Source organism: Streptomyces sp. NPDC002133 (assembly GCF_040296405.1).
Lineage (GTDB): Bacteria > Actinomycetota > Actinomycetes > Streptomycetales > Streptomycetaceae > Streptomyces.
This window is the reverse complement of sequence record NZ_JBEOXF010000010.1, coordinates 53,846-79,945: the sequence shown is the minus strand read 5'-3', so window position 1 is coordinate 79,945 and position 26,100 is coordinate 53,846. Positions and strand designations below refer to the sequence as shown.

The following is a 26,100-nucleotide window of genomic DNA, read 5'->3' as shown; positions in this document are numbered from 1 at the left end:
CTCCCCGACGCCGGTCCGTCCTTCATGCGGACCGGCGTCGCGCTGCCCCGTCCGGACCGGGTCACCGGCCGGGCCGGCCGGAGTCGCCCGGCATTCAGATGGCGCACATCCGCGCTCCGCACCCACGTCATGTCGAATCCAGCCGGTCACGGAATTAGTTAGGGGCCGGGCCGCCGCAGGCGCGGTCCAGTGCATCCGTCCGGCAGAGGAGAGCCGCCATGCCCGCATCACCCGCCGTCGCCCCCGCACCACTCGTGTCCGCCGAGCCACGGTACGTGGTCTCCCTCGCCCGCGACCAGGACGACGTCCGCGCCGCCCAGCGCCTGAGGCACCAGGTGTTCGCCGGGGAGATGGGCGCCCGGATCGAGGGACCCGAGCCCGGCCTCGACATCGACGCCTTCGACGCGTACTGCGACCACCTTCTCGTACGTCACGAGGACACAGGCGAGGTCGTCGGGACGTACCGGGTGCTGCCCCCCGATCGCGCGAAGGTCGCCGGGCGGCTCTACTCCGAGACCGAGTTCGACCTCACGCGGCTCGCGCCCATCCGCGACGACCTCGTCGAGGTCGGCCGCTCCTGCGTCCACCCCGCACACCGCAACGGCGCCGTGATCGCCCTGATCTGGGCCGGTCTCGCCCGTTACATGACCCGCACCGGCCACACCTGGCTGGCCGGCTGCTGCTCGATTCCGCTCGCCGACGGGGGCACCCTCGCGGCCGCCACGTGGGACACCGTCAAGGCCAAGCACCTTGCCCCGGAGGAGTACTGGGTCACCCCGCACAAGCTCTGGAGCGCCGACGGCATCGAACGCCCCGAGGGCCGCACCGAGCTCCCGCCGCTGCTGCGCGGCTACCTCCGGCTCGGCGCCTGGGTGTGCGGCGCGCCCGCCCACGACCCCGACTTCGGCGTCGCGGACCTGTACGTCCTGCTCTCGCTGCGCCGCACCAACCCCCGCTACCTCCGCCACTTCCTCTCCCTGGCTCCGGTGAAATGAGCGTCTGGCTCCCCGTCGCGCCCTGCACCCCGGCCGACTGCGCGACCGCTCGATGGCCCAGGGTCGGCCGCCTGACGGCGATCACCCGCCTGATCGCGGGCATGTCGGCGGTACTCGCAGGCGTGCTGCTCTCCCCGCTGGCGATCCCCCTCGGCCCGGCGGGCCGGGCCCGTCTGGTCGGCCTGTGGTGCCGCACGGTGATACGCGCCTTCGGCGTGCGGATCCGCGTCGTGGGCCCGGAGCCGGGAGCCGGTTCCGGGCCGGGCCCCGCGTTCGCGCCGCAGGCCGGCGCCGCCGCCGGGACTCTCGTGGTCCCCAACCACATCTCCTGGCTGGACATCCCTCTGGTCGCCGCCGTCCTGCCCGGGCGGATGCTGGCCAAGAAGGAGGTGCGGCAGTGGCCCGTGCTCGGGCTGCTCGCCGGGTTCGGCGGGACGCTGTTCGTGGACCGGGACCGGCTGCGGGCACTGCCCGGGGTCGTCGGGGCCATGGCGGACGCCCTCGAGGGAGGGTCGCGGGTCATCGTGTTCCCCGAGGGGTCGACGTGGTGCGGCCGAGAGAAGGGACGCTTCCGCAATGCCGCGTTCCAGGCCGCGATCGACGCGGGCGCGTCCGTACAGCCCGTACGGATCACCTATCGGCCCGTCGGCGCCGCAGCGTTCGTGGGCGAGGATGCGCTCGCCGCGTCGCTGTGGCGGGTCGCGACGGCCGGTGGGCTCACCGCGGAGATCAGGATCCTTCCGCCGATCACCGCGGGCCGCCACACCGACCGCCGCTCACTCGCCAGGGCCGCGCACGCCGCGGTGGCCGGCGGCGCGGACGCGACGACCGCCCACTCCGCCCACCGGGCTGTCGCCGCTCACACCGCCGTCGACAGGGACAGCGCGAACCTGCCCGCCGCGTCGGTCCACCACTCCGACATCTTCAGCCCCGCCTCCGCGAGTTCCGCCCGCACTCCCTCCTGACGGAACTTCGCCGAGACCTCCGTACGGATCTCCTCACCGGCGACGAACGACACCACCAGATCCAGCTCCCGGATCTTCACCGTCACCGCGTCCCGCGCCCGGAGGCGCATCTCGATCCACTCCTCCTCCGCGTTCCACAGCGCCACATGGGCGAAGTCGTCCAGCGGGAAGTCGGCGCCCAGCTCCCTGTTGATGACCGCCAGCACATTCCGGTTGAACTCGGCGGTGACACCGGCCGCGTCGTCGTACGCCGCGACCAGCACCGCCTCCTCCTTCACCAGATCCGTGCCGAGCAGCAGCGCGTCCCCGGGCGACAGCATCGCGCGTACGGAGCGCAGGAACGCCTGCCGCTCGCCCGGCAGCAGATTGCCGATCGTGCCGCCCAGGAAGGCGACCAGCCGGGGCCCGGGGGTCTCCGGCAGGGTCAGGCTCCGGGTGAAGTCGGCGATCAGGGCGTGGACATGGAGTTCGGGCCGCTCGGCGAGCAGGGCCTCGGCCGCGCCCGTGAGCGCGCTCTCGCTCACGTCGACCGGGACATAACTGTGCAGCTCCGTCAGCGCGTCCAGGATGTGGCGGGTCTTCTCGGACGAGCCGGAGCCCAGCTCCACCAGGGTGCGGGCGCCGGTCTCGGCCGCGATCCGGGCCGAGCGGGCGACGAGGATCTCGCGCTCCGCACGGGTCGGGTAGTACTCGGGCAGCCTGGTGATCTCCTCGAAGAGCTCACTGCCGCGGGCGTCGTAGAACCACTTGGGCGGCAGTTCCTTGGGCGTACGGGTCAGCCCGTGCATCACATCGGCGCGCAGCGCGGCCGCCATGGCGTCGTCGGGCAGGGTGCGGGTCAGCTGGAACGTGCTCACGCAGTCGGCTCCTTGAGCGGGGTCAGCAGGACATCGGTGCGGGTGGCCGTGAGCAGCGTGCGGTCGGGCACCTCGCACCAGTGGGGGTCGTCGTCGTACGGCTCCGACGCCACGACCGTGCGGCGGCCGGGCTCGGCGAGGTACCAGAGCGAGTCGCCCCAGGCCGTCGCCGCGGCCGCCGTGCCGTCTGTGAGCAGCAGATTGAGCCGGGATCCCGGGGCCGCCGCGGCGACGTCGAGCACCGTGTCGGCCAGTGCCTGCCCGGGTGCGTCTCCGCTGCGCAGCCGGTGCAGCACGAGCGCCCACACCAGCGCGGAGTCCGAGCGCGCCTCCAGCGACAGCAGGTCGGCGGGCGGCAGGGCGGCGGCCTGCGGTGCGACCGAGTCCGGCCAGCCCCTGACGGCGCCGTTGTGGCTGAACAGCCAGGGCCCGGCGGCGAAGGGCGCGGCCGCCGCCTCGCCGTCCCCGCCGGCCAAGGTCGCGTCCCGGACGGCCGCGAGCAGCGCCTCGCTGCGGACCACCCGGGCCAGGTCGGCGAAGGACTGGTCGCCCCAGACCGGCCCCGACCGGCGGTAGCGGGCCGGGACCGGATCGCCTTCGGCGTACCAGCCGACGCCGAAACCATCCGCGTTGACCGTCCCGTACCGCTGCCTGCGCGGCGCCCAGGACTGCCGCAGAAGGGCGTGCGGCGGCCGCACGAGCAGCTCGCCCAGCGCGGTCGGCGGGCCCAGGAAGGCGATGTGGCGGCACATCACGCGTCCCTGGCGGTACGGAACCCGGAGAAGATCTGCCGGCGCACGGGCAGGTCCCAGTTGCGGAACGTGCCGCGGCACGCCACCGGGTCCACGGCGAAGGAACCGCCGCGCAGCACCTTGTGGTCGGGGCCGAAGAAGACCTCCGAGTACTCGCGGTACGGGAACGGCGCGAAGCCCGGGTACGGCAGGAAGTCGCTCGACGTCCACTCCCAGACGTCGCCGATGAGCTGGCGGACACCGAGCGGCGACGCCCCCTCCGGGTAGGCACCCGCGGGCGCGGGCCGCAGATGCCGCTGGCCCAGATTGGCGCGGTCGGGCGTCGGGTCCTCGTCGCCCCACGGGTAGCGCCGCGAGCGCCCTGACGCGGGATCGTGGCGGGCCGCCTTCTCCCACTCGGCCTCGGTCGGCAGCCGCCGCCCCGCCCAGCGGGCGTACGCGTCGGCCTCGTACCAGCTGACGTGCAGTACGGGCTCGTCATCGGGCACCGGCTCGGTGACCCCGAACCGGCGGCGCAGCCACTGCCCGCCCTCGTGCCGCCAGAACAGCGGCGCGCCGATGTCGTGCTTGCGGATCTGTGCCCAGCCCTCGGGCGCCCACCAGCGCTCGTCGGAGTAGCCGCCGTCGGCGACGAAGGCCTGGAAGGCGCCGTTGGTGACGGGTGTGGTGTCGATGAAGTACGCCGGGAGACGGCGCTGGTGCGCGGGTCGCTCGTTGTCGAGCGCCCAGGGCTCGGCGGAGGTGCCCATGGTGAACGGGCCCGCCGGGACCAGCACTTCGGCCGGCAGCCCGCGCGTGCTGCCGCGGGGCGGCTCGGGCGCCTCGAGCGCGGCCGGGCCGCGCCGCAGCTGATGGGTGATCAACATCGTCTCGTCGTGCTGCTGCTCGTGCTGCGCGATCATGCCGAAGGCGAAGGCGGAGTCGACGAGAGGGCCGCCCTGCAGCGGATGGCCGTCGAGGATGTCGAGCACCCGGCCCCGTACGTCGGAGGCGTAGGCGCGGGAGTCGGCGGGGGAGAGGAGGGGCAGCGACGGCCGCTCGGCGCGGGGATGCTCGAAGGCGTCGTACACCGAGTCGATCTCGGGGCGTATCGCCTCCCGCCCGGCGACGGCGCGCAGCAGCCACTGCTCCTCCTGGTTGCCGATGTGTGCCAGGTCCCACACGAGCGGCGACATCAACGGGGAGTGCTGTGCGGTCAGTTCGTGGTCGTCGACGCAGGTGGTGAGCAGGGCGGTGCGGGCGCGGGCCGTGGTCAGCGCCGCCAGGGCCCGCTGCCTGAGCACCTCATCGGTCGCCACCGGGGACTCGTTCATGAGCTGATCTCCTTGGCTAGCTGAGCGAGAAGTCGTCGGCCGGGCACCGGCCCCGCAGGACGTAGCGGTCGTGGTACGCGGCCACCGCCTCCTGAACGGCCGTGGACGCTCCCAGCCGCGGCAGCGCCTCCAGTGCGACGGCGAAGCAGGTGACGGCGGCGCAGCGCAGTTCGGGGTCGGTGAGCCCGTCGCGGGCTGCGGCCAGCCAGAGGGGATTGCGGGGCGCGGGCAGCTCACCGGCGAGCTCGGCGAGCGGTTTGACCGTGCGGTACGCGGTCTCCGCCGCCTCCGGGTCGTCGAACAGGGCCATGGTGACGGCGAGCGGCACCATCCAGCCGTCCTCGCCGGACTGGGCGTCGATCATGCGCAGTTCGAGATGGCCGCGCGGGCGCACGGGCGGGAAGAGCGTGGTGATGTGGTACTCGAGATCCTCGCGGGTGGGCGGCCGCGGCGCCCCGGTCCTTGTCCACTCCCGGAACGTGAGCCGCTCCGGCACCGGCCAGGGCCCCTCCGGCGCCCTGATGCACATCACGGGCGTGTCCAGCACATGCGCCGCCCAGGCCGCGCGCGGCTCGACGCCGGGTGCAGGGGCGAGCGAGCGGACCGGGTCCAGGTCCGCCCAGAGGGCCTGCCGGGTGGACCGCCAGCCGGTGGGCCGGCCGGCCCCGGCCGGGGAGTTCGCGAAGGCCGCCACCAGCACCGCACCCAGCAGGTGTGCCAGCTGCCAGCGCCGGCCCAGCCCCAGCGGGCCCGGCTCCTCGAAGCCCGCGTCCAGACACACCTGGACGGAGGCGGACGAGCACATCATCGAGCGGCCCGCGGGCCCGGTGCGGTCGAGGCAGGTCTCCATGGCCTCGTAGCGCGGTTCACGCAGCAGCCGGCGCGGAGGATGCCAGGGATCGTGGCCGAGACCGTTCAGAGTGAGGCCGGATGCGCGCAGTGCGGTCCGTACGGCCACGAGGTCCGCCGCGGTGGAGTCGATGCACTCCATCAGCGACGCGGCGGGCGGCGAGCTGAGCTCAAGCTGCCCACCGGGCTCGAACGTGAGCGCCGAGGCCAGGGTCAGGTCCCGCAGCCCGGCGAAGGCCCGGTCCAGACGGGTCGGCGCGACGGGCAGGTGGGGATGGTGCAGTTCGTGCACGAGCCATTCGAGTTCGACACCGACGGCGCGGGGCGGGCCCGTCTTGAAGCAGATACATCGAAGCAGGTCTTCGGCGTCGTCGCCGGTGATCTGCGGGGCACTGTCCCCGAATCCGTGTGATGCCATGGTCGACTCCTCCTGTCGCGGGCGCTCGGACCACCTAAAACCACCGTCGATGGTTCGCACAAGAGTGCCCATGCGAGACGTAAGGGGGCCGTAATGGGCTTGCTGCCTCCCTGTTCGATCACTGAGGATTCCGGGCATGAGCGCACGTTTGCGGGGGATCGCGAAACAGACCCAGGAGATCGTCGAAGCAGGTCGCTACCGGGCGCCGGGCGGCCTCTTGGTGACGATCGGCGGGGAACTGTCCGCCGCGGTCGAGGGGACACGGATGTACGGACCCGGGCCCGTGCCGGTGGTCCCCGACACGGACCGTTTCAGCCTAAGTGAGGTCACCGGGGAGAGCAGCCTGGACGCTGCCCGTCGCCTCGTGGCCCGGGATCCCGGCCCGGTCGCGGTCCTGAACTTCGCCTCGGCCCGTAATCCCGGCGGCGGCTTCCTGAACGGTGCACAGGCGCAGGAGGAGGCGCTCTGCCGCGCCTCCGCGCTCTACGCCACGCTGCTGCGCGCCCCGGAGTTCTACGAGCACCACCGCGCCGACCGCGACCCCTTCTACTCCGACCGGGTGATCCACTCGCCCGGCGTCCCGGTCTTCCGCGACGAGCGCGGCCGACTCCTCGACACCCCGTACACGGTGGGCTTCCTCACGTCACCGGCACCGAACGCGGGGGTGATCCTCAGCCGGGCGCCGGAGGAGGCCGACCGCATACCGGCCGCCCTCGCCTCACGCGCGGAACGGGTCCTGGAGACCGCCGCGGCGACCGGTTACCGCCGGCTGGTGCTCGGGGCGTGGGGCTGCGGGGTGTTCCGCAACGACCCGGCTCAGGTCGCGGGCGCGTTCCGGGCGCTGCTCCGGGACGGCGGCCGGTTCTCCGGCCACTTCGACGAGATCGTCTTCGCCGTCCTGGACCGCACACCGGCGCAGTCCACCCTGGCGGCCTTCCGTTCGACGCTCGCGGCGTAGGGCCCGCCTCCGCGTCCCGGGGCGGAGGCGAAGGTCCCCGACAACTTCCCCAAAGAAATTCTGCAAAAATACTTTTGGAAAGCGGCTGATCCGCTCTACGCTGCCGCCATGGTCAGCGAAGAGCGCCGGCGCGTCCTCGATCCCGAGCACGACGCGGCGGCCCTGAAAGCCCTCACCCACCCCCTGCGGATCCGGCTGCTCGGGCTGCTGCGGTTGCACGGGCCGGCCACCGCGAGCGAGCTCGCCGTGCGCACCGGCGAGTCGTCCGCCTCGACCAGTTACCACCTGAGGGTGCTCGCCAAGTACGCCTTCGTCGCCGAGGCCGAGCACCGGGACGGGCGCGAGCGCCGCTGGCGCGCCGTGCACCGGCTCACGTCGTGGAGCAACGAGGCAATGGCCGCCTCGGACGACAGCCGGGCGTTCGTCTCCGCAAGCCGCAGGGCACAGCTCACGCATCTGGAGCAGACCCTGGCCCAGTACGACGAAGAGGTCGCGGCAGGCCGGCTCGGCACCGAGTGGCTCGAACCGTCGGGCGTGTCCGATGACATCGTCCGGCTGACCCCCGAGTCACTCACCGAACTCCGGCGGACGCTCGAACGCAAGGCCGAGGAACTGGCGGCCCGTGACGCGGACGATCCCCGAGCCCGGCAGGTCGTCGTCCTCGTCGCGGGAGCACCGGTCGCGCCCCGCGACAACGGCACGGGTGGTGCGGACACGGAGACGAGGGCGGGCGCGGAAGGCGCGGACGCGGTGATGAGGGCGGGCGCGGAAGGCGCGGAGGGCGCGGACGCGGGGACGGGCACGGAAGGCGCGGACACGCAGCACGGACACGCCTCATGACCGGCGCGCTCGATCCCGTGTCCGCCCGCCGCCGCTTCACCGCCGTCACTTTCCTCTTCTGGCTGCCCGTGGGCCTGTACATACCCTCACAGGTCCTGCTCCTCGGGGAGCGGGGCATGACCCTGGCCACCATCGCCTCGCTGTTCGCCGTCCACTCCTTCACCGTCGCCGCGCTGGAGCTGCCCACCGGAGGTCTCTCCGACGTCATCGGGCGCCGCCCCGTGCTGGCCGCCGCGGGAGTGCTCAACGTGAGCGCCCTCGTCCTCCTCGCGCTGGGGAACGACGTCTGGATGCTCGCGCTCGCCATGGTGCTCATGGGCTCGGGCCGCGCCCTGTCGAGCGGACCCGCCGAAGCCTGGTACGTCGACACCGTGCAGGCCCACTCCGGCCCCGACGCCGAGCTCCGCACCGGGCTGGCCCGCGCGGGCACCGCGTCCGCCGCCGCGCTGGCGCTCGGCACCCTGACGGGCGGCGCACTGCCCTGGCTGCTCGGGCTCGGCCCGGACCTCGGCGCGCGCCTGACCGACGCCACCTCCGGGCTCGTACTCCCGCTCTCCGCACCGGCGTTGGCGGGAACGGCCGTCGGGCTGGTCTTCGTGGCGTACGTGCTCACACGGCTGCCCGAACCGCCCAGGCCCCCCACCGCGCTGCGCGACGTCCTGCGCGGCGTCCCGGTCACCGTGCTCGGCGGGCTGCGCCTGGGTGCGGGAGACCCGCTCGTACGCCGGGTGCTCCTCACGGCGGGCGCGGCCGGCGCGGCTCTGGGCACCGTGGAACTCCTCACCCCCGGACGTGCCGCCGCGCTGACCGGCGCGCCGGCGTCCGGCGCCGTGCTCTTCGCCGTGCTCGCCTGCGCGGGCTTCGTGTGCACGGCCTTCGGCAGCCACGCCGCACCGCTCCTGTCCCGCTGGGCGCGCAGCGGAGAGCGCGCGGTCCTGGCCGCTCTCGGTGTGGGCGCAACCGGCCTGCTGCTGCTCGGCCTCACCGTCCTGTGGTCCGGGCCGGTCGCCCTGGTCCTCGCGGCCACCGGCTACGGGCTGATCTACCTCGGGCTCGGCGCCGCGGGCCCCAACGAGAACGACCTCCTGCACCGCCGCGTCGACAGCGCGGGCCGCGCCACGGCCCTGTCGGTGCAGTCCCTCGCCCTCCAGCTCATCGGCGCCCTGGTCGGCCTGGTCGTCGGACGATTGCCGGCAGGCCCGCTGCCCTGGCTGCTCGGCGGGACCGTCCTGCTCGCCGGCGCACTGCTGTGGGTCCGCCGCCCACGCCCCGCGGCGCCGGAGCCCGGATCGCCGACCGTCACGGTGCCCGCGGCGTCGGCACGCTGACCGCCGCGTACGGTCGGGGGCCGGGTGCGCACCCCCGTCCGCGCACCGGGCCCCCTGCGGCTCCCAGGAGATCCGGACCGTCAGATCCAGCCGTCCAGCGACGACATGAAGCCGTCGAAGTCGTCCCGGTGGATCGTGTGCCCCGCGCCCTCGACCGTACGGACCTCGAAGCCGCGCTCCCGCAGCACCTCGGCCCGATCCTGCGAGACCAGGAAACTGGGGTCGGCGAGCTGCACCAGCGACGGCACGACCGGCCTCGCCGGCAGCAGGTCCACGCCGACCGAGCCCGCAAGGCCCTGCACCGACGACTCGTCCCACGCGGCGAGCGTCTCCATCTCGATGTCGACGTCCACGCTCTCCCAGCGCGGGCTGAGCGTCACGATCTGCTCCCGTGTGGCCGTCACCTTGAACGCGGCGAACTGCGCGGGATCGAAGCCCTCTTCGGGCGTCGCGAGATACCAGGCCGGGTCGGAGTACACGACGCGCCGCGGTGCGAGCCGCTCCACCGCGAGGGAGAGGGCGAGCCCGCCGAGCGAGTGGCCGATGGCCAGTTCGGCGCCGGCAGGCAGCGTCTCGACCACGTCGTCGACGTAGTCCTGCGGCGTGTACGAGCCGGCGCGACCGCTTGCGCCATGGCCGCGCAGATCGACGGCCAGTACGCGGTAGCCCTTGTCGGCGAGCGCCGGTCCGACCCTGCGCCAGGTGCGGTGGTCGGCCATGATGCCGTGGATCAGGAGCGCGACGCGGTCGCCCTCGCCCCAGGTGTGGGTGTGGAGTCGCACGGTCGTGTGCCTTTCGGTGAGTTCATGGACGGAGCGTTTTCCGCGCACGATGCGGATGGGGCGGCGCACGGCGAGCGCTCCCTCCACCGACAACACCGCAGCCGCGAAGAACAGTGTCGTGCAGTCAGCGCTGACCGACCCGATCACGGACGTGACGAGAGGGCGACGATCTGCGGTCCAGCTCGTCGGGACGGCGGGGAATCACCATGGCCGCGGCCGCCGGCGCGGCGGGGCATCGACGAACAGTCTTCGTCGGCCGTGGCGGTCGGCGAGCCGACCGCCCACCACCGGACACCGCCGTCGCCACGGCGTCGACGGGTATCAGGGCGGCCACCGTCTCCTCGCCTCGAGGCCGGCCGGGCAGCACGGTGTGGTCCTTCGGGAGCCACGGCCCGAGACCGCCGGCTGCCGAGCGGGCGGGCGCTCCTTGCGGGCCGCGGCCGAGAAGACCACTGCGGCGACCGCCACGATCACGCCGAAACGAGGTGGCCCGTGCGGTGGCCGTCGGAGCGGTCGGCACCCGCAGGGCCAGGCGACCGTCCCGACCGGCAGGCCGCCCCGACGCCCGGGGATGCCTGCGGCCCGATGGGGAGACCGTCCGGACGAGAGGGCGGTTCCCGCGGCGGTCTCTCGCGCCACTGACGCGTGTCATCCCTGTGCGGCACTCAATTCCGGCCATCCGCCGGACCCCGAACGGGATCGGTGCCGGATCGGTCTGGAAGGATGCCCAGGGCGATGAGCCAGACACCCAGACAGTCAGCAGAACGTTCCGTTCCGACCAGTGCAGATGTCGCCCGGCTGGCCGGGGTCTCCCGGGCCACCGTCTCGTACGTGCTCAACGACACCGCGTCGGTCCGGATCAGCGAACCCACCCGCCGCCGGGTGCGCGAGGCCGCCGAAGAACTGGGCTACGTACCGCACGCGGCGGCCCGCAGTCTGCGCGCCGGGCACACCCGCATCGTGCTGCTGCCCACCGCGCACGTCCCGATCGGACCGCTGTACAGCCGCTTCATCAACGAGCTCCAGTGGGCGCTGCGGCGCCTGGACTACACGGTCGTGCAGCACGGGAGCCTCGGCCTCGACGGCGACGCCGCGGCCCGTGCCTGGGCCGAGCTGCGCCCCGTCGCCGTCTTGTCGCTCGGCGGGATCGCGCTCACCCCGCAGGGCGTCGAGGTGCTCAAGCGCTCCGGCGCGAAGGCGGTGATAACGCTCGGTCCGCAGCACGTGGACGGCGCGCACTCCCTGGTCGTGGACCAGCGTGAGATCGGCTCCCGGGCGGCGGAGCATCTCCTGGAGCGCGGCTACCGGCGGATCGGCGTGATCATGCCAGAGGAGCCGGGGCTCGATCTCTTCTCGGAGCCCCGGCTGGCCGGCGCCCGGCAGACGGCGGAACCCGCAGGTGCGACCGTGCGGCCGCTCCCGCTCGCGTACGACGAGGGCGCGGCGAACGCCCTCGCGGCGCGCTGGCGCGGCCTCGGCCTGGATGCCGTGTACGCGTACAACGACGAGTACGCCATGCTCCTGATGCGAGCCCTGCAGGACACGGGGATCGGCATACCGGACGAGACGGCCGTGATCGGCGCGGACGACCTGCTGCTCGGCCGGCTGCTGCGGCCGCGGCTGAGCACGGTGCGGATCGACATGGTCACCGGGGAGCATCTGGCCGAGCTCGTCGACCGTGTGGTCCGCGATCCGGGCGGTGCGCCCGAGCGGCGCGATCTGATGGGCGCGGAGGCCGTCCGGCGCGAGTCCACCTGACGTGCGGGGCGGGCGGCGCGTGGCTAGCGTCGTGGCATGAGCACACTTCCGCGGCGCTTCGTGGTCCTGCTGGTGCCGGAGCACGTCGTCGACCGCTCCGGGGCGGCGGTCGAGGACAGCGCGGTGCGCTCGGCGGCCGTGGAGTACACGGGTGCGACCGGGGCGTCGGGCTATCCCCGCTACGCGGGCCACGGCATCGTGGCCGACATCGACCCGGAGACCCGCACGGTGGAGGCGCTCCTGGTGGACGGCTCGGAACTGGACTACGGGCTCACCGCACTGGTCCTGGAGTACACCCCGAACTGACGGGCCTCCGCCCTTTTCCGGTCGCCTCCCTGTCCAACTCTTCGTGTCAACACGCGAGTTGACGCAGTGTCCACTCGCCGCCGGGTCGCCCGCGGAGCCTTCCGCATGGTTACGATGTTGCGCGTTCAACTGGGTGAAACTGAGCGAAACCGAGCGACTGGAGAGTCTTCATGTCCCTGCTCGATCCCAAGACGTGGCAGCCCGTCAGACTTTCGGGAGGTGAGTCGGACGTCGTCGAGCCCGCCACCGGTGACACGCTCGGCGCCGTGCACCTCGCCACGCCGAAGGACGTGTCCACCGCCGCGCAGTCCGCCGCGGCGGCCCAGTCCGCGTGGGCCCGCACCCCGCACTTCGTGCGGGCCGCCGTGCTCCGCCGGGCCGGGGACCTCTTCGGCGAGCACGCCGCCGAGCTGCGCGAATGGCTCGTCCGCGAGTCCGGTTCGATCCCGGGCAAGGCGGACTTCGAGCTGCACGTCGCCGCCCAGGAGTGCTACGAGGCCGCCGCACTCGCCTCCCGCCCCACCGGCCAGGTGCTGCCCAGCGAGCAGCCCCGGCTGTCGTACACCCGCCGCGTCCCGGTCGGCGTCGTCGGCGTCATCGCCCCGTTCAACGCCCCGCTGATCCTTGCCATACGCTCGGTCGCCCCGGCCCTCGCAATCGGCAACGCCGTTCTGCTCAAGCCCGATCCGCGCACCGCGGTCTGCGGTGGTGTGTCCCTCGCCGCCGTCTTCGCGGAGGCCGGGCTCCCCGGAGATCTCCTGCACGTCCTTCCGGGCGGCGCCGATGTGGGCCAGGCGCTCGTCGCCGAACCGGGCGTCCCCGTCATCTCGTTCACCGGCTCGACGGCCGCGGGCCGTATCGTCGGCGAGGCCGCGGGGCGCCATCTCAAGCGCATCCACCTCGAACTCGGCGGAAACTCCGCACTCGTGGTCCTGGAGGACGCCGACATCGAGGCGGCCGTCGCCCAGGCCTCGTGGGGTTCGTTCTTCCACCAGGGCCAGATCTGCATGACCACCGGCCGTCACCTCGTGCACGCCTCGCTCCACGACGAGTACGTCGAACGGCTCGCCGCGAAGGCGGACTCGCTCGCCGTCGGCGATCCGCACCGCGAGCAGGTGCACCTCGGCCCGGTCATCGACCGCGGTCAGCTCTCCCGGATCCACGGCCTCGTCGAGTCCAGCACGGCCCGCGGTGCCGTGCTCGCCGCGGGCGGTACGCATCGCGACCTGTTCTACCGCCCCACTGTGCTCGCGGGCGTCGACGACCACACCCCCGCGTATGCCGAGGAGGTCTTCGGCCCGGTCGCCCCGGTCCGCTCGTTCACCACCCTCGACGAGGCCGCGACGCTCGCGGCCGCGGGCCCGTACGGACTCTCGCTGGGCATCGTCACGCGTGACGCCGCGCTGGGCCTCGAACTCGCCGACCGGATCCCCACCGGCATCGCCCACATCAACGACCAGACGGTCAACGACGAGGCGGTCGCTCCGTTCGGCGGCGTCGCGGCGTCGGGCACCGGCGCGCGCTTCGGCGGCGAGGCCAATCTGGAGGCCTTCACCGAACTGCGCTGGACGACCGTACGGCGAGAGGCCGCAGGCCACCCGTTCTGACAGGCGGAACCGGACCGCGAGGGGGGCTGCCGGCAGCCCCGGACGCGTCATCCGTTCCGACAGTCCGGGGCCCGGGCCGCCGCTGTTCCGGCGGCGGCCCGGGCCCGGCTTCGTCCACCTGCTGCCGAGCGTCCTCGCCCTGCCGAGGCTCGCTCTGTCGAGCGCCTTCGGCCTACTGCGCGCCTTCGCCCTGCTGGGCGGCAGCGCCGTCCTTCGCGGCAGCGCCCTGCTGTGCGGCCGCGACGGACTTGCGTACCTCGTCCATGTCCAGCCCGCGGGCCTGGCCGATCACGTCCTCCAGCATGGGCTCGGGCAGCGCACCGGGCTGCGCGAACACCGCGACGTTGTCACGGACGATCATCAGCGTCGGAATCGAGCGGATCTCGAACGCCGCTGCCAGCTCCTGCTGCGCCTCCGTGTCCACCTTCGCGAAGACGAGGTCCGGGTGGCGCTCCGAGGCCTTCTCGTAGACCGGGGCGAACTGGCGGCACGGACCGCACCACGAAGCCCAGAAGTCGATCAGCAAGAAGTCATTGTCGGCTACAACCTGATCGAAGTTATCCTTGGTGAGCTCGATAGTGCTCATTGCTTCCTACCTCTTCCTGGTGTCCGTTCGGCACCGCCCCGCACAACGACATACGGGGTGGCCGTATTCCGCCTGCCCATGTGGCCGCGGCCCACACGTGGCACGACACTGTGCGTATGACGGCAGCCGTGGAGTACGACGTAGTGGTACTGGGGGCCGGGCCCACCGGCGAGAACGTGGCGGACAGGACCCGGGCCGCCGGACTCAGTACGGCGGTGGTGGAGAGCGAACTCGTCGGCGGCGAGTGCTCGTACTGGGCGTGCATACCGAGCAAGGCGATGCTGCGGCCCGTCATCGCCCGCTCCGAGTCGCGCAGGGTCCCCGGCGTACGCCACGCCGTCCAGGGCCCGCTGGACGCGGCCGAGGTGCTCGCCCACCGCGACGAGTACGTGGCCCACTGGAAGGACGACGGCCAGGTCGGCTGGCTCGACTCGATCGGTGCCCGCCTCTACCGCGGCCACGGCCGCCTCCACGGACACCGGAAGGTCGTCGTCGAGGGACCGGAGAACGAGCACCATGTGCTGACCGCTCGCCACGCCGTCGCCGTGTGCACCGGCAGCCGGGCCGTCCTGCCGCACCTGCCGGGACTCGCCGGTGCCAGGGCGTGGACCAGCCGCGAGGCGACCAGCGCGCGGTCCGTCCCCGGCCGGCTCGTGGTCGTCGGCGGCGGAGTGGTGGGCTCCGAGATGGCCACCGCCTGGCAGGCGCTCGGCTCGCGGGTCACCATGCTGGTGCGCGGCAAGGGACTGCTGCCGCGCCTGGAGCCCTTCGTCGGCGAGCACGTCGCCGAGGCGCTCACCGAGGCCGGCGCCACGGTCCGGACGAACGTGTCCGTCGCCGCGGTACAACGCAACGGCGGCGGAGCACCGGTCACCGTCGTCCTCGAGGACGGCGAGCTGATCGATGCGGACGAGGTCCTCTTCGCCACCGGACGCGCCCCCCGCACCGAGGACATCGGGCTGGAGACCGTGGGCCTGGAACCGGGCTCCTGGCTCCCTGTCGACGACAGCTGCCGCGTCGAGGGCTCGGAGTGGCTGTACGCGGTGGGGGACGTCAACCGCCGCGCCCTCATGACCCACCAGGGCAAGTACCAGGCACGCATCGCGGGCGCCGCGATCGCCGCCCGGGCCGGGCACGTCCCGCTCCTGGAGACGGACCGCTGGGGCGCGCACTCCGCGACCGCCGACCACGACGCCGTCCCGCAGGTCGTGTTCACCGACCCCGAGGCCGCGTCGGTCGGCCTGTCCCTGGCCGAGGCCGAGGCGACGGGTCGCCGGGTGCGCGCCGTCGACTACGACCTGGCAGCCGTGGCCGGAGCCGGGCTCTACGCCGACGACTACCGGGGCCGCGCGCGCATGGTCGTCGACCTCGACCGGGAGATCGTCCTCGGCGCCACCTTCGTCGGCCCCGGCGTGGGTGAGCTGCTCCACTCGGCGACGATCGCTGTGGCGGGCGAGGTTCCGATCGACCGCCTCTGGCACGCGGTCCCGGCGTACCCGACGATCAGCGAGGTGTGGCTGCGGCTGCTGGAGACGTACCGCGGCTAGGTGTATTGATCACGAGCGTTGTTGACACTCACGGGTCTTGATCATGGCGAAGACCTCCGGTGTGGTGGAGCTGCCCAGGACTGCACCACACGGGGGTCTTCGTGTCCCACCGTCATGCCCGGCTGACCGTCTTCGGGAGACGGCTCCTTGTCGAACGTGTCCTCGCCGGCCGTCCGGTTGCTCACGTTCATCAGGCCCGGCGGCCGTACGCCCACGTCGCTCCACGGTCTGCCTCCCTCAACGCCCCTCGCCCGAGGCTCTCTTTGCGTGCCGGCGCGATGGCGCGGCGCTCAGGGCGGCAGGAGCGGTGCGGGCGCGGGTGGGGGAGCGGCGAGTGGGACACGGCCGGACGGGCGAGGTTCCTGCCGCGGGATACGGCGTTCACTCATGCGGCCCCGGTCCGCTCGCGTGGGCCCGTGCCCCGGGGTCAGCTGGAGCCACCCACACGTACGGGGAGGACGCGCCATGTCGGAAAGCGGAGCAACGGGCCCCGATGCCAGCAAGGGCCCGGGCGCCGGCGGGGGGACGGGCGCCGGGGGGCGTGGCGCGGCGTCGCCCGGCGGGGATGATGCGCGCGCCGAGATCGAGCAGCTGCGCACGCGCATCACGGCACTCGAGACGGCCAGGCCGCCCAGGCCGCCCCGGCACCGGACGCGGTCGTTCTTCGCGGCCCTGCTCATCGTCATCGGTTGCGTCCTCGTGCCGTTCGCCATCGTTGCCGCGTGGACGTCTGACGAGGTGGCGAACACGGACCGGTACGTCGACACGGTCGCACCGCTCGCCTCCGACCCCGCCATCCAGTCGGCCGCGGCGGGGCGGGTCACCGACGCGGTGATGGAGCACATCGACCTGGCCAACCTCCTCGAGGGCGTCGCCCCGGCGGACCGGCCACGCCTGGAGACGGCGCTCGGTCTGCTCGGCAACTCGCTGGAGAGCGCCGTCCGCAGTTTCGTGAACGACAAGGCGCAGGAGGTCATCGCCTCCGGAACCTTCGCGAGGATCTGGACCGAAGCCAATCGCCGGGTCCACGCAGCCGTGGACAAGGCGCTGACCGGCAGCAGCGACAGCGCGGTGCAGATCAAGAACAACTCGGTGAGCATCGACCTCGGCCCCGTCGTCGACCAGGTCAAACAGCGCCTCGTGGACGACGGCCTGACGGTGGCCGCGAAGATCCCCGAGGTGCACACCGACTTCACCGTCCTGCGGGACGACCACATCGGCAGGGTCAAGACGGCCTTCCAGCTCCTCGAGATCGCCGGGTTCTGGCTGCCGGTGCTCGCGGTGGTGCTGATCGCCGCGGGAGTGCTGCTCGCCGCGCACCGGCGGCGCACCCTGGTGCTCGCCGCACTCGGCTTCGCCGTGGCCGCGCTGGTGCTGGGCTTCGCCTTGACCGTCTTCCGCGTGATGTATCTCAACGCGCTGCCGGACAGCGTCTCCCAGCCCGCCGCCGAGTCCGTCTACGACGTGCTGACGCGCTATCTGCGGACCACGGTGCGGACGGCCGCCACGCTCGGTGTGGTGATCGCGCTTGCCGCCTGGCTCTCCGGCCCGGGCAGGGCGCCCACGCTCGTGCGAGGGCTGTGGAACTCCGGCATCGGCGCCGTCCGCTCCACCGCCGACCGCGCGGGCCTGCGCACCGGTCCGGTGGGGCCTTTCGTGCGCCGTTACCGGACGTGGATCACCTGGGTGCTGGTCGCCGTGGCCGTCATCACGTACCTCCTGTGGAGCTTTCCCACGGGCTGGGTCGTCATCGGCATCACGCTCGTGTGGCTCCTCGCGATGGCCGTGGTCGAGCTCCTCGCGGCGGGCGACGCGGATGCCCCGGACGCGCATGCCCCGGACGTGGACAGTCCGGAGCCTCCGGGACCGGGTCCGGCATCACCTCGGTCGTCCGCCGGGTGACAGCCGCAGCCGTACCGGCGCGGTGACCGTCGGCTCGGGGAGACGCAGCCCGCGACGGCCCGGCGTGATCGAACCCAGGATGCCGGCGTGGCGCGCACCGGTGCACGACGGCACCGTTCCGGCGAGTCCGTGGGCGGTGAGAAACCCGAGGACCGCGAAGGCGTACGCATCCTTGGCCGCCGAGGGCAGTCCCAGGCTGTCGGAGGTGCGCAGCGGGACGCCGCGAAGGGCCCCGCGGAGCCTGGCCATCAGCGTCGGATTGCGGGTGCCGCCGCCCGAGGCGACGTCGCTGCCGCCCTCAGGGGTGAAGAAGTTGGCGGCGATGACGGTGGCGAAGGAGCCGTAGACGCCGAACTCGTACCACTCGATGAAGTTGCCCACGGATCCCCGCGATCAGCGCTCTGCGCGATCGCGGGGATCCGGCGGCCGCCTCGGCCGGGCCGTGCACGGAGGTGGTCGTGCGTGTTGGTTACACCATCGCCTCCGTGCGCTGTCAACGGTTCGTGCGGCCGGTCACGCGGTGTCGGGCGACTCCCCGGACATCGCCGCCGCCATCCGCAGGTGCGGAGCGGCTTCGGCGGCCCTGCCCTGCCGCTCCAGCGTGCGGCCCAGCATCAGCCGGGCGTAGTGCTCCACCGGGTCGCGCTCCAGGATCGCGCGCAGCTCGGTCTCGGCCTTCCGCAGCTGCGCGGAGTGGTAGTACGCCCGCGCAAGCAGCAGCCGCGGCGCGACCTGCTCCGGGACCTCGGCCACCAGCCCGCCGAGGATCCGCGCCGCCGTCACGTACTCCCTGGCGTCGAAGAACATCCGGGCCCGGTCCCAGCGGTCCGCTGCCGTTCCGAACTCGTAGTACGTGCTGCTCACTTGCGCTCCTTCCCTGCGGGCCCGCTCCCGGGCCCGGCGCCTTGTCAACCGACCGAAGTGGTTGAACATTCCACAATAGCGCGTGGTGTCCGAAGCTGACCGCTGCCACCGCGCTGACCTGGGAAAATGCCCCGAGGGCGTCTCCATCGGCGTCGTGCCTTCGTGGCCACCGAGCTGCGTGATCCGACCGGCCGAGCGCAGCGGACCGCCCCTGCTGAGGCCGGCGACCGATCGCATCGGCTCGCCGTCAGGCGCGCGTGCGGAGGGCGATGGTCCAGGTGTGGACGGTGTGCCGGGATGGGCGGCCCGGGCCGTGGGTCCAGCGGGTGCGGCCCGAGTCGTCGACACAGCTGACCTCCCCGACCCTGCCGTGGATGCGCAGGTTGTCCCGCGAGGCGAGCGGCTGCCCGTCGGGTCGGGGCTGCTCGTACGGCGGGCGGCCGACCGTGCGTCGCTGGTTCAACACAGTGACGCGCCAGGGGGCGGAAGTTGCCCCTTGCGGCTGCTCCCCTCGGGCCTCGGCATGGCCGCGATGCCAACTGCTCTGCAGGGGGAGCGTTTTGCGGGCCGCAGCCGTTCAGTCAACTCGGGAGTGTCCGTGACATGGTCCGTGACCTGCTCGGACAGACCCTGGTCAGTCACATCCGGGTACGCAATCAGCGAGTTGGGGAGGCTTTGTGGCCCGCCCCGCACAGGTCTAGGTTGGGCCCTATGAGCAATCTTGATCGTCAGGCCGCGCTGTCGGTCTGCGGCGGCCGCGGCTTCGTCGTCGCCGAGCCGGTACGTGAGCTCCTCGCCCCCCGCCATGTCCAGCTCGGCGAATCCACCCAGGTGCGCCGGCTGCTCCCGAACCTCGGCCGCCGCATGGTCGGCGCCTGGTGCTTCGTCGACCACTACGGTCCCGACGACATCGCCGACGAGCCCGGAATGCAGGTCCCGCCCCACCCGCACATGGGCCTGCAGACGGTCAGCTGGCTGCACGAGGGCGAGGTCCTGCACCGCGACAGCGTCGGCAGTCTCCAGACGATCCGCCCGCTCGAGCTCGGGCTCATGACCTCGGGGCGGGCGATCAGCCACTCCGAGGAGAGCCCCAAGCCCCACGCCCGCCTGCTCCACGGCGCCCAGCTGTGGGTCGCACTGCCCGAGGCCCACCGCAATGGGGAACCGCACTTCCAGCACCACTCCGAACTGCCCCGCGTCACCGCCCCCGGCCTCACGGCCACAGTCATCCTGGGGAAACTCGACGGCGCCTCCTCACCCGGCACGACGTACACGCCGCTCGTCGGCGCGGACCTGGCACTCACCCGCGGGGCCGAGACCAGCGTGCCGCTGGAACCCGACTTCGAGTACGCCGTCCTGTCCATGTCGGGCGAGGCCCATGTCGACGGCGTGCCGGTACTCCCCGGATCCATGCTCTACCTGGGCTGCGGGCGCACGGAGCTGCCGCTGCGCGCGGAGTCGGACGCGGGGCTGATGCTGCTCGGGGGCGAGCCGTTCGGGGAGGAGATCGTCATGTGGTGGAACTTCATCGGACGGTCGCACGAGGAGATCGAGCAGGCTCGCGGGGACTGGATGGAGGGCGGCCGCTTCGGGGACGTGCACGGGTACGACGGGGGCCGGCTGTCCGCTCCCGAACTGCCGCCGGTGGCGCTGAAACCACGCGGAAGGGTGCGCTGAGCAGCGGCGTCCGACGCGGGCGGCGCCGTGATGACACACCGCCCACGGGGCGTGGGTGAGTGGTCCGGGGAGGGGAGGCGTCGTGGTGATCCGACACGGTCGACTCTGTCCGGCGGCCGTCGTCCTCTCGGAGACGAGGGCCGCCGTGCGGCCGGTCGGCCCGGCCGCGATGACCGTCTCGCGGAGCACCGCCGCGGGCACCGACCCAGCGGCTGAGAAGCCGGCCGCGCAGAGGGCCCGGCCGGGCCCGGCACCGGCGACGGGACATGCGGGGCCGCTTGCTCCGATCCCGTTCACGCCGCCGCTCCCCGACAGGCCGAACCGCTGAGGAGACGCGGCGACGCCGGCCCGCCGGAAGCAACCGTCATGAGGGCCCCGCCCGGCCCAGGGGGAGGACCGGGCGGAGCCTCGCACCGTCAGCCCGCGGGTGTCAGCCGCACGGTGAGGATCTGGAACGGCCGCAGCGACACGGCCACCTCCCCCTCACCGGCCGCCGATACCTCCGCGGGCCGTCCCGCGAGCGGGCGCTCGAGCAGGTCCGTGACCTGCACTCCGCCCAGCGGGAAGCCCGGGCGCAGGACCGCCTGCGCCCGGCCGCCCAGCGACTCGTAGAGCCGCACCACCACATCGCCCGAGCCGTCGTCGGCCAGCTTGACCGCCTCGACGGTGACGGCCGGGTTGTCACTCGTGACCACCGGGGCGGCCGAGGCCGCGGCGCCGACCCGCAGCGGCAGGTTCAGCGCGTACCCCTCGGCGACGGCGTCCTCCACCGTCGCGCCCGGCAGCAGCGCGTAGGTGAAGCGGTGCTTGCCCTGGTCCGCCTCCGGGTCCGGGACGCGGGGGGCTCGCACCAGGCTGAGGCGGACCGTCGTCGTCGTACCGCCGTCCGTCTCCCGCGTGGTGCGGGAGACATCGTGGCCGTACGTCGAATCGTTGATGACCGCGACGCCGTACCCCGGCTCCCCGATGTGCACCCAGCGGTGGCCGTAGACCTCGAACCGGGCCGCCTCCCAGCTGGTGTTGGTGTGCGTGGGGCGCTGCACATGGCCGAACTGGATCTCGGCGCGGGAGTGGTCGGCCCGGACGTCGACCGGGAAGGCGGCCTTGAGTATCTTCTCCGCCTCGTGCCAGTCGATCTCCGTCTCGATGTCGATCCGGCGGCTGCCCGCCCGTACGACGATCGTCTGGACGATCCGCGAGCCCTTGCCGAAGGAGCGCTCCACGCGCAGTGCGCCGAGCAGCGGACCCTGTTCGGACACGGTGACGGACTCGGCCCCGGTGAGGTCCGTGTAGCGGTTCCTGTAGTGCTTGTCGATGTCCCAGGCGTCCCAGTAGTTGGGCAGGTCGCTGTGCAGGCGCAGCAGGTTGCCTGCGGCGTCCGGTGCCAGCACCTCACGGTCGGCCACCAGGTCGCGGACGGAGGCCATGGTGCCGTCCGCGGCGAGCTCCACCCGCACCAGGCCGTTGTCCAGCACCCGGCCCTCGACGGTCACCGGCTGCGGGGCGGTCCCGGACGAGCCGAGCGGCGCGATGCCGCTCGCCGGGACCTCGGTGTAGACGGCCACCGAGCCGTCGGCGAGCTGCTGGCCGTCGGCCGTTGTGCCCGCAGGCACCGTGACGACCTCGGCGCGGTCGCGCGGGCTGGTGTTGAACACCGAAAGGCCTTCCCCACCGGAGAGCGCCGCCAGTGCCTCGGCCGTCAGCTCCCGCACCTCCGCCGCGACCCGCGCGTACTCCGCCTCCGCCTCCCGGTGCACCCAGGCGATCGAGGAGCCCGGCAGGATGTCGTGGAACTGGTGCAGCAGCACCGTCTTCCACAGCCGGTCCAGCTTCTCGTGCGGATAGCGGTACCCCGGCGCGTGCAGCGCGGCCGTCGTCGCCCACAGCTCCGCCTCGCGCATCAGGTGCTCGCTGCGCCGGTTGCCCTGCTTGGTGCGGGCCTGCGAGGTGTACGTGGCGCGGTGCAGCTCCAGATAGAGCTCACCCGACCACACCTGGTCCTTCGGGACCTCCTTGCTCGCCTCGGCGAAGAAGGCGTCCGGGTGCTCCACCGCGACCTTCGCCGAGCCCTCCAGATCGGCGAGCCGGCGAGCGCGTTCCATCATCTCCCGGGTGGGGCCGCCACCGCCGTCGCCGTGGCCGAAGGGGGCCAGCGAGCGGGTGCCGACGCCCTTGTCCTGGTAGTTGCGCACCGCGTGCGCCATCTCCTTGCCGGAGAATTCGGCGTTGTAGGTGTCGACCGGCGGGAAGTGCGTGAAAATCCGGGTGCCGTCGATGCCCTCCCACCACATCGAGTGGTGGGGCAGCTTGTTGGTCTGGTTCCACGACAGCTTCTGGGTGAGGAACCACTCGTTCCCGGCCAGCTTCGCCAGCTGCGGATAGGCCGCGTTGTAGCCGAAGGAGTCCGGCAGCCACACGCCCTTGGTCTCGATGCCGAAGTGCTCGATGAAGAAGCGCTTGCCGTGGATCAGCTGGCGGGCGATGGCCTCGCCGCCCGGCAGATTGCCGTCCGACTCCACCCACATTCCGCCGACCGGTGCCCACTGCCCGTTCTTCACGGCCTGCTGGATCCGGGCCCACACATGCGGGTAGTTGTCGCGCACCCACTCGTACTGCTGGGCCTGCGAGCAGGCGAAGACGAACTCGTCGTACTCCTCGGCCAGCGCGGTGACATTGGAGAAGGTGCGGGAGGTCTTGCGCTTGGTCTCGCGGATCGGCCACAGCCACGCGGAGTCGATGTGCGCGTGCCCGACGGCCGACATCCGGTGCGCGCTGGCATGCGCGGGCTTGTCCAGCGCGGTCTTGAGCACCGCGCGGGCGTCGGCGGCGGTGCCGGAGATGTCGTCCAGGTCCAGCGCGTCCAGGGCGCGGTCCAGGCAGTGCATGATCTCGTGCCGGCGCGGGTCGTGCGCGTCCAGTTCCAGCATCAGTTCGCGCAGCACCTGCAGGTCCAGCGACAGGTGCCAGACGTTCTCGTCGAGTACGGCGAGGTCGGCGCGCCTGAAGTTGTACAGCGGCTTGTCGCCGGCGGTGAGCCGGTCGCCGAGCGGGGTGGGGCCGATGAAGTCGCCTGCGAGGATGTCCGGGTTGGAGGCTGCCTCCACCAAGTAGTGGATCTCCTCGCCGCCGACGGCCGGGTTGGCGACCGGGACGTACTGGTTCTGCGGGTTGACGGCCTTCAGCGGGCTGCCGTCCGGCACGTGCACCAGCGCCTCGGCCTGGTTGCCCGGCCAGTCGCCGACGAAGCCCAGGTCGATCACCGTCTCGACGCGCTTGCCCGCCCACTCCGCGGGCACGCGGCCGCGCATCCGGAACCAGGTGGTGCCCCACGGCGGGCCCCACGGGGTACCCATCGCGAAGGGCTCGTACGCGGCAGCCGAGGCCTCGGCGAAGGGCACCGGCTCGCCGGGCGCCTGCCATGCCTCGACCGTCAGGGGGACGGAGGCGGAGTAGACGGCCGGCTTGATGCGCTGGTCGTGGATGCGCTCGACGCGCTCCTCGATCCGGCGGCGTTCGTCGTGCATGGGGTCTCTTTTCACAAGCTCTTGGGAAGTCTCTTCGGGAGCTGTTCGGCAGTGGAGGGGAGGCGCTACTTCAGGTACGCGAGGCCCGGGTGCACCCCGCGGTAGTCGTCGACCAGCCGCCGCGCCACCTCCACGGAGTCGATGAGCGGATGCAGCGCGAAGGCCTTGACCGCGGCGGTCCGGGAGCCGGAGGCGGCCGCGGCCAGCACCTCGCGCTCCACGGCCTTGACGGCGCAGACCAGCCCGGTGGCGTGACCCGGCAGCGGGGAGACGGCCACCGGGTGGGCGCCGTTGCCGTCGACCAGGCAGGGGACCTCGATGACGGCGTCCTCGTCGAGGACTGACAGCGTTGTCCGGTTGCGCACGTTGAGGATCAGCGTGGTGCGCTCGTCGCGGGCGATGGCCCGCATCAGGGCGAGGGCGACCTTCTCGTAGCCGCCGGACTCGGTGAGCGACGCCTCGTCCCGCTCGCCGGCGCCGGCCGCCTCGCGGTTCTCCGACATGTAGGTCGCCTCGCGCTCGGCCCGGGTGGCGTCCCAGGTGCGCAGCGCGGGCGCGGCCGGGTCGCGCATGCAGTCGTAGAAGCGGGCCTGCTGGTCGCGGAGGAAGGCGCCGCGGGTCTGCCGCGCCTCCCGGTACGCCTTCACCGCTTCCCGGTTGAAGTAGTAGTAGTGCAGGTACTCGTTCGGTACGGCGCCCAGCGACTGGATCCACTCCGGGCCGAAGAGCTTGCCCTCCTCGAAGCTGCCCAGCAGTTGCCGGTCCGCGAGCAGCCGCGGCAGCTGGTCGTGGCCGTCGATGTGCAGGCCGCGCAGCCACCCCAGATGGTTCAGCCCGACGTAGTCGATCCAGGCGTCCTGGGGGCGTGCGGCGCCCAGCGCGCGGGCCACCCGGCGGCCCAGGCCCACCGGGGAGTCGCAGATGCCGATCACCCGGTCGCCCAGATGCCGGGACATGGCCTCGGTGACCAGGCCCGCCGGGTTGGTGAAGTTGATGAACCAGGCGTCCGGGGCCAGCGCGGCCACCCGCCGGGCGACGTGGTCCACGACCGGCAGCGTGCGCAGTCCGTACGCGATGCCGCCGGCGCCGACCGTCTCCTGGCCCAGCACGCCCTCGGCGAGCGCGACCCGCTCGTCCGCCGCCCGGCCCTCCAGGCCGCCGACGCGGATCGCGGAGAAGACGAAGTCGGCCCCCTTCAGCGCCTCGTCCAGATCCGTGGTGACGGACACCGACGGGGCGTCCGGGTGCCCGGCGGCCTGCTCGGCCAGCACCCGGGCGATCGCGGACAGCCGGCCGGCGTCGAGGTCGTGCAGGGTCACGCTGGTGACCCGGCCCTCCGCGTGGTCGCCGAGCAGCGCCCCGTACACCAGCGGCACCCGGAATCCCCCGCCGCCCAGAATGGTCAGTTTCATGCTGTGATCACCTCTACGCCGGCCTCCGCGAGCGCGGCGAGGGTCGCCGGGTCCGCGGACGCGTTGGTCACTACTACGTCGAGGTCCGCCGGACCGCACACCTTGGCCATCCCATGGCCGGGGAACTTCCCGGCGTCGGCGAGCAGCACCACCTTGTCGGCGGCGGCCATCATGGCCCGCTTCACCGGCACTTCGACCACGGTGGTGTCCATCACCTGGCCGCCGGGCCGGACGCCGCTCGTGCCCAGGAACAGCCAGTCGGCGTGCAGCTGGCGCAGGCTGTCCTCGGTGAGGAAGCCCACCAGCGAGCGGTACTCGCGGCGCACCACACCTCCGGGGAGCACCAGCTCGATGCCGGTGTCCTCGGCCAGCTCCTCGTACACCACCAGATTGCTGGTGATCACGGTGAGCCGGCGGCCGTGCAGGTGCCGGGCCAGGCGGTAGGCGGTGGTGCCGATGTCCAGCAGCACCGTCTGGCCGTCCTTGATCATCGCTGCGGCGCGCTCCGCCAGGACGTCCTTGTCGGAGACCCGGACCTCGGCGACCTCGGCGAAGGGCTGATCGCCCTCCTCCACCACCGCGCCCCCGTGGACGCGGGTGAGCAGCCCGTCCTCCTCGAGTCTGATCAGGTCGCGGCGGACCGTTGCGGCGCTTACACCCAGCTCGGAGGAGAGATCGGCCACAGACGCGGGACCCCCGGAGCGCAGTGCCCGCAAGATGAGTTGATGTCGTCGCTCTGCCAGCATGCGATGCACACTACTTCAATTTCAATCAAATCACTGCTTGGTATTGAAGAAGTCTTGAAAAGTTTGCGCACTTGTCCCACGATCAGCGGGTCGAACTTGCACGCTCTTGACGAG

22 protein-coding genes and 2 pseudogenes are annotated in these 26,100 nt (G+C 72.6%); 11 read left to right on the top strand and 13 right to left on the bottom strand.

Translation table 11 applies throughout. The features are described from left to right. Positions 1–218 precede the first annotated feature (218 nt). Positions 219–995 carry a GNAT family N-acetyltransferase gene (locus tag ABT078_RS14030; RefSeq protein WP_351227260.1) on the top strand — a complete coding sequence of 259 codons (777 nt, stop codon included), beginning with the start codon at positions 219–221 and terminating at the stop codon, positions 993–995. Then, entirely contained in the window at positions 992–1,960 is a 969-nt protein-coding gene (locus tag ABT078_RS14025; RefSeq protein ID WP_351227258.1) for a lysophospholipid acyltransferase family protein, read from the top strand. Before ABT078_RS14030 ends, ABT078_RS14025 begins: the two co-directional genes overlap by 4 nt. Here the strand turns inward: ABT078_RS14025 and egtD are convergent. The 4 genes from egtD to egtA are packed head-to-tail and all read right to left on the bottom strand — an operon-like array spanning position 1,855 to position 6,149. After that, complete coding sequence (gene egtD, locus ABT078_RS14020; RefSeq protein WP_351227256.1) at positions 1,855–2,817, bottom strand: L-histidine N(alpha)-methyltransferase; 963 nt, start codon at positions 2,815–2,817, stop codon at positions 1,855–1,857. The genes ABT078_RS14025 and egtD overlap by 106 nt on opposite strands. Continuing rightward, positions 2,814–3,569 (bottom strand): ergothioneine biosynthesis protein EgtC, encoded by a 756-nt coding sequence (gene egtC / locus ABT078_RS14015; protein WP_351227254.1) that lies wholly within the window; start codon positions 3,567–3,569, stop codon positions 2,814–2,816. The genes egtD and egtC overlap by 4 nt, the downstream gene beginning before the upstream one ends. After that, positions 3,569–4,882, bottom strand: a complete 1,314-nt coding sequence (gene egtB / locus ABT078_RS14010; RefSeq protein ID WP_351227252.1) for an ergothioneine biosynthesis protein EgtB — start codon at positions 4,880–4,882, stop codon at positions 3,569–3,571. Before egtB ends, egtC begins: the two co-directional genes overlap by 1 nt. 16 nt (positions 4,883–4,898) lie before the next feature. After that, a complete protein-coding gene (gene egtA / locus ABT078_RS14005) occupies positions 4,899–6,149 on the bottom strand; it encodes an ergothioneine biosynthesis glutamate--cysteine ligase EgtA (RefSeq protein ID WP_351227250.1) in 1,251 nt (416 codons plus the stop codon). A gap of 136 nt (positions 6,150–6,285) precedes the next feature. Here egtA and ABT078_RS14000 point away from each other — a divergent pair, with 136 nt between their 5' ends. From ABT078_RS14000 to ABT078_RS13990, 3 genes are all read left to right on the top strand, one after another. Then, complete coding sequence (locus ABT078_RS14000) at positions 6,286–7,107, top strand: TIGR02452 family protein (protein ID WP_351227248.1); 822 nt, start codon at positions 6,286–6,288, stop codon at positions 7,105–7,107. A 108-nt stretch (positions 7,108–7,215) separates the two neighbouring features. Continuing rightward, positions 7,216–7,947 carry a helix-turn-helix domain-containing protein gene (locus ABT078_RS13995; protein WP_351227246.1) on the top strand — a complete coding sequence of 244 codons (732 nt, stop codon included), beginning with the start codon at positions 7,216–7,218 and terminating at the stop codon, positions 7,945–7,947. Then, complete coding sequence (locus ABT078_RS13990) at positions 7,944–9,275, top strand: MFS transporter (protein WP_351227244.1); 1,332 nt, start codon at positions 7,944–7,946, stop codon at positions 9,273–9,275. Before ABT078_RS13995 ends, ABT078_RS13990 begins: the two co-directional genes overlap by 4 nt. An 80-nt stretch (positions 9,276–9,355) precedes the next feature. Here ABT078_RS13990 and ABT078_RS13985 read toward each other — a convergent pair whose 3' ends face one another. Further along, entirely contained in the window at positions 9,356–10,057 is a 702-nt protein-coding gene (locus tag ABT078_RS13985) for an alpha/beta fold hydrolase (RefSeq protein ID WP_351227452.1), read from the bottom strand. A gap of 735 nt (positions 10,058–10,792) precedes the next feature. On the opposite strand from ABT078_RS13985, the gene ABT078_RS13980 reads away from it, so the two are divergent. The 3 genes from ABT078_RS13980 (at position 10,793) to ABT078_RS13970 (ending at position 13,728) form a co-directional block, all read left to right on the top strand. Next, positions 10,793–11,815 (top strand): LacI family DNA-binding transcriptional regulator, encoded by a 1,023-nt coding sequence (locus tag ABT078_RS13980; protein ID WP_351227242.1) that lies wholly within the window; start codon positions 10,793–10,795, stop codon positions 11,813–11,815. A 36-nt stretch (positions 11,816–11,851) separates the two neighbouring features. After that, complete coding sequence (locus tag ABT078_RS13975) at positions 11,852–12,121, top strand: hypothetical protein (protein ID WP_351227240.1); 270 nt, start codon at positions 11,852–11,854, stop codon at positions 12,119–12,121. A 170-nt stretch (positions 12,122–12,291) separates the two neighbouring features. Then, on the top strand, positions 12,292–13,728 hold the full coding sequence (locus tag ABT078_RS13970; protein WP_351227238.1) for an aldehyde dehydrogenase family protein: 1,437 nt from the start codon (positions 12,292–12,294) through the stop codon (positions 13,726–13,728). 172 nt (positions 13,729–13,900) lie between these two features. On the opposite strand, the gene trxA is transcribed toward ABT078_RS13970, so the two are convergent. Beyond that, positions 13,901–14,314, bottom strand: coding sequence for a thioredoxin (trxA, locus tag ABT078_RS13965; RefSeq protein ID WP_351227236.1), 414 nt, complete (start codon positions 14,312–14,314; stop codon positions 13,901–13,903). Positions 14,315–14,430: 116 nt separating this feature from the next. Between trxA and ABT078_RS13960 the strand changes: the two genes are divergently transcribed. Both ABT078_RS13960 and ABT078_RS13950 read left to right on the top strand, forming a co-directional pair. Continuing rightward, positions 14,431–15,861: a dihydrolipoyl dehydrogenase family protein gene (locus tag ABT078_RS13960; RefSeq protein ID WP_351227234.1), complete on the top strand. Its 1,431-nt coding sequence runs from the start codon at positions 14,431–14,433 to the stop codon at positions 15,859–15,861. Between the two features lie 465 nt (positions 15,862–16,326). Next, positions 16,327–17,763, top strand: a complete 1,437-nt coding sequence (locus ABT078_RS13950) for a hypothetical protein (RefSeq protein WP_351227232.1) — start codon at positions 16,327–16,329, stop codon at positions 17,761–17,763. On the opposite strand, the pseudogene ABT078_RS13945 reads toward ABT078_RS13950, so the two are convergent. From ABT078_RS13945 to ABT078_RS13935, 4 genes and pseudogenes are all read right to left on the bottom strand, one after another. Continuing rightward, positions 17,740–18,048: pseudogene (locus ABT078_RS13945) on the bottom strand (anhydro-N-acetylmuramic acid kinase); the annotation flags it as partial. The gene ABT078_RS13950 and the pseudogene ABT078_RS13945 sit on opposite strands and share 24 nt — an antisense overlap. Beyond that, positions 18,046–18,211, bottom strand: a pseudogene (locus ABT078_RS42680) (MFS transporter); the annotation flags it as partial. The pseudogenes ABT078_RS13945 and ABT078_RS42680, both read right to left, overlap by 3 nt. A 65-nt stretch (positions 18,212–18,276) precedes the next feature. Continuing rightward, positions 18,277–18,627, bottom strand: a complete 351-nt coding sequence (locus tag ABT078_RS13940; RefSeq protein WP_351227231.1) for a tetratricopeptide repeat protein — start codon at positions 18,625–18,627, stop codon at positions 18,277–18,279. Between the two features lie 247 nt (positions 18,628–18,874). Beyond that, the gene (locus tag ABT078_RS13935) at positions 18,875–19,090 is read right to left on the bottom strand and encodes a hypothetical protein (protein ID WP_351227229.1); all 216 of its coding nucleotides are present in this window, start codon (positions 19,088–19,090) and stop codon (positions 18,875–18,877) included. A 248-nt stretch (positions 19,091–19,338) separates the two neighbouring features. On the opposite strand from ABT078_RS13935, the gene ABT078_RS13930 reads away from it, so the two are divergent. Further along, a complete protein-coding gene (locus ABT078_RS13930; protein WP_351227227.1) occupies positions 19,339–20,304 on the top strand; it encodes a pirin family protein in 966 nt (321 codons plus the stop codon). Positions 20,305–20,720: 416 nt separating this feature from the next. On the opposite strand, the gene ABT078_RS13925 is transcribed toward ABT078_RS13930, so the two are convergent. From ABT078_RS13925 to ABT078_RS13915, 3 genes are all read right to left on the bottom strand, one after another. Beyond that, the gene (locus ABT078_RS13925; RefSeq protein WP_351227225.1) at positions 20,721–23,828 is read right to left on the bottom strand and encodes an alpha-mannosidase; all 3,108 of its coding nucleotides are present in this window, start codon (positions 23,826–23,828) and stop codon (positions 20,721–20,723) included. Between the two features lie 65 nt (positions 23,829–23,893). Then, positions 23,894–25,240 (bottom strand): 6-phospho-beta-glucosidase, encoded by a 1,347-nt coding sequence (locus ABT078_RS13920; RefSeq protein WP_351227223.1) that lies wholly within the window; start codon positions 25,238–25,240, stop codon positions 23,894–23,896. Continuing rightward, complete coding sequence (locus ABT078_RS13915) at positions 25,237–25,986, bottom strand: DeoR/GlpR family DNA-binding transcription regulator (protein WP_351227221.1); 750 nt, start codon at positions 25,984–25,986, stop codon at positions 25,237–25,239. The genes ABT078_RS13920 and ABT078_RS13915 overlap by 4 nt, the downstream gene beginning before the upstream one ends. Positions 25,987–26,100: the final 114 nt, after the last annotated feature.

What these genes read in the sequence shown, in the direction of transcription:
- ABT078_RS13920 (WP_351227223.1), bottom strand. Translation starts at nt 25,240, where the DNA reads ATGAAACTGACCATTCTGGGCGGCGGGGGATTCCGGGTGCCGCTGGTG.
- ABT078_RS13930 (WP_351227227.1), top strand. Translation starts at nt 19,339, where the DNA reads ATGAGCAATCTTGATCGTCAGGCCGCGCTGTCGGTCTGCGGCGGCCGC.
- egtC (WP_351227254.1), bottom strand. Translation starts at nt 3,569, where the DNA reads ATGTGCCGCCACATCGCCTTCCTGGGCCCGCCGACCGCGCTGGGCGAG.
- ABT078_RS13925 (WP_351227225.1), bottom strand. Translation starts at nt 23,828, where the DNA reads ATGCACGACGAACGCCGCCGGATCGAGGAGCGCGTCGAGCGCATCCAC.
- ABT078_RS13990 (WP_351227244.1), top strand. Translation starts at nt 7,944, where the DNA reads ATGACCGGCGCGCTCGATCCCGTGTCCGCCCGCCGCCGCTTCACCGCC.
- ABT078_RS13950 (WP_351227232.1), top strand. Translation starts at nt 16,327, where the DNA reads ATGTCGGAAAGCGGAGCAACGGGCCCCGATGCCAGCAAGGGCCCGGGC.
- egtA (WP_351227250.1), bottom strand. Translation starts at nt 6,149, where the DNA reads ATGGCATCACACGGATTCGGGGACAGTGCCCCGCAGATCACCGGCGAC.
- trxA (WP_351227236.1), bottom strand. Translation starts at nt 14,314, where the DNA reads ATGAGCACTATCGAGCTCACCAAGGATAACTTCGATCAGGTTGTAGCC.
- ABT078_RS13970 (WP_351227238.1), top strand. Translation starts at nt 12,292, where the DNA reads ATGTCCCTGCTCGATCCCAAGACGTGGCAGCCCGTCAGACTTTCGGGA.
- ABT078_RS13980 (WP_351227242.1), top strand. Translation starts at nt 10,793, where the DNA reads ATGAGCCAGACACCCAGACAGTCAGCAGAACGTTCCGTTCCGACCAGT.
- ABT078_RS14025 (WP_351227258.1), top strand. Translation starts at nt 992, where the DNA reads ATGAGCGTCTGGCTCCCCGTCGCGCCCTGCACCCCGGCCGACTGCGCG.
- ABT078_RS13995 (WP_351227246.1), top strand. Translation starts at nt 7,216, where the DNA reads ATGGTCAGCGAAGAGCGCCGGCGCGTCCTCGATCCCGAGCACGACGCG.
- ABT078_RS13975 (WP_351227240.1), top strand. Translation starts at nt 11,852, where the DNA reads ATGAGCACACTTCCGCGGCGCTTCGTGGTCCTGCTGGTGCCGGAGCAC.
- ABT078_RS13960 (WP_351227234.1), top strand. Translation starts at nt 14,431, where the DNA reads ATGACGGCAGCCGTGGAGTACGACGTAGTGGTACTGGGGGCCGGGCCC.
- ABT078_RS14030 (WP_351227260.1), top strand. Translation starts at nt 219, where the DNA reads ATGCCCGCATCACCCGCCGTCGCCCCCGCACCACTCGTGTCCGCCGAG.
- ABT078_RS14000 (WP_351227248.1), top strand. Translation starts at nt 6,286, where the DNA reads ATGAGCGCACGTTTGCGGGGGATCGCGAAACAGACCCAGGAGATCGTC.
- ABT078_RS13915 (WP_351227221.1), bottom strand. Translation starts at nt 25,986, where the DNA reads ATGCTGGCAGAGCGACGACATCAACTCATCTTGCGGGCACTGCGCTCC.
- egtB (WP_351227252.1), bottom strand. Translation starts at nt 4,882, where the DNA reads ATGAACGAGTCCCCGGTGGCGACCGATGAGGTGCTCAGGCAGCGGGCC.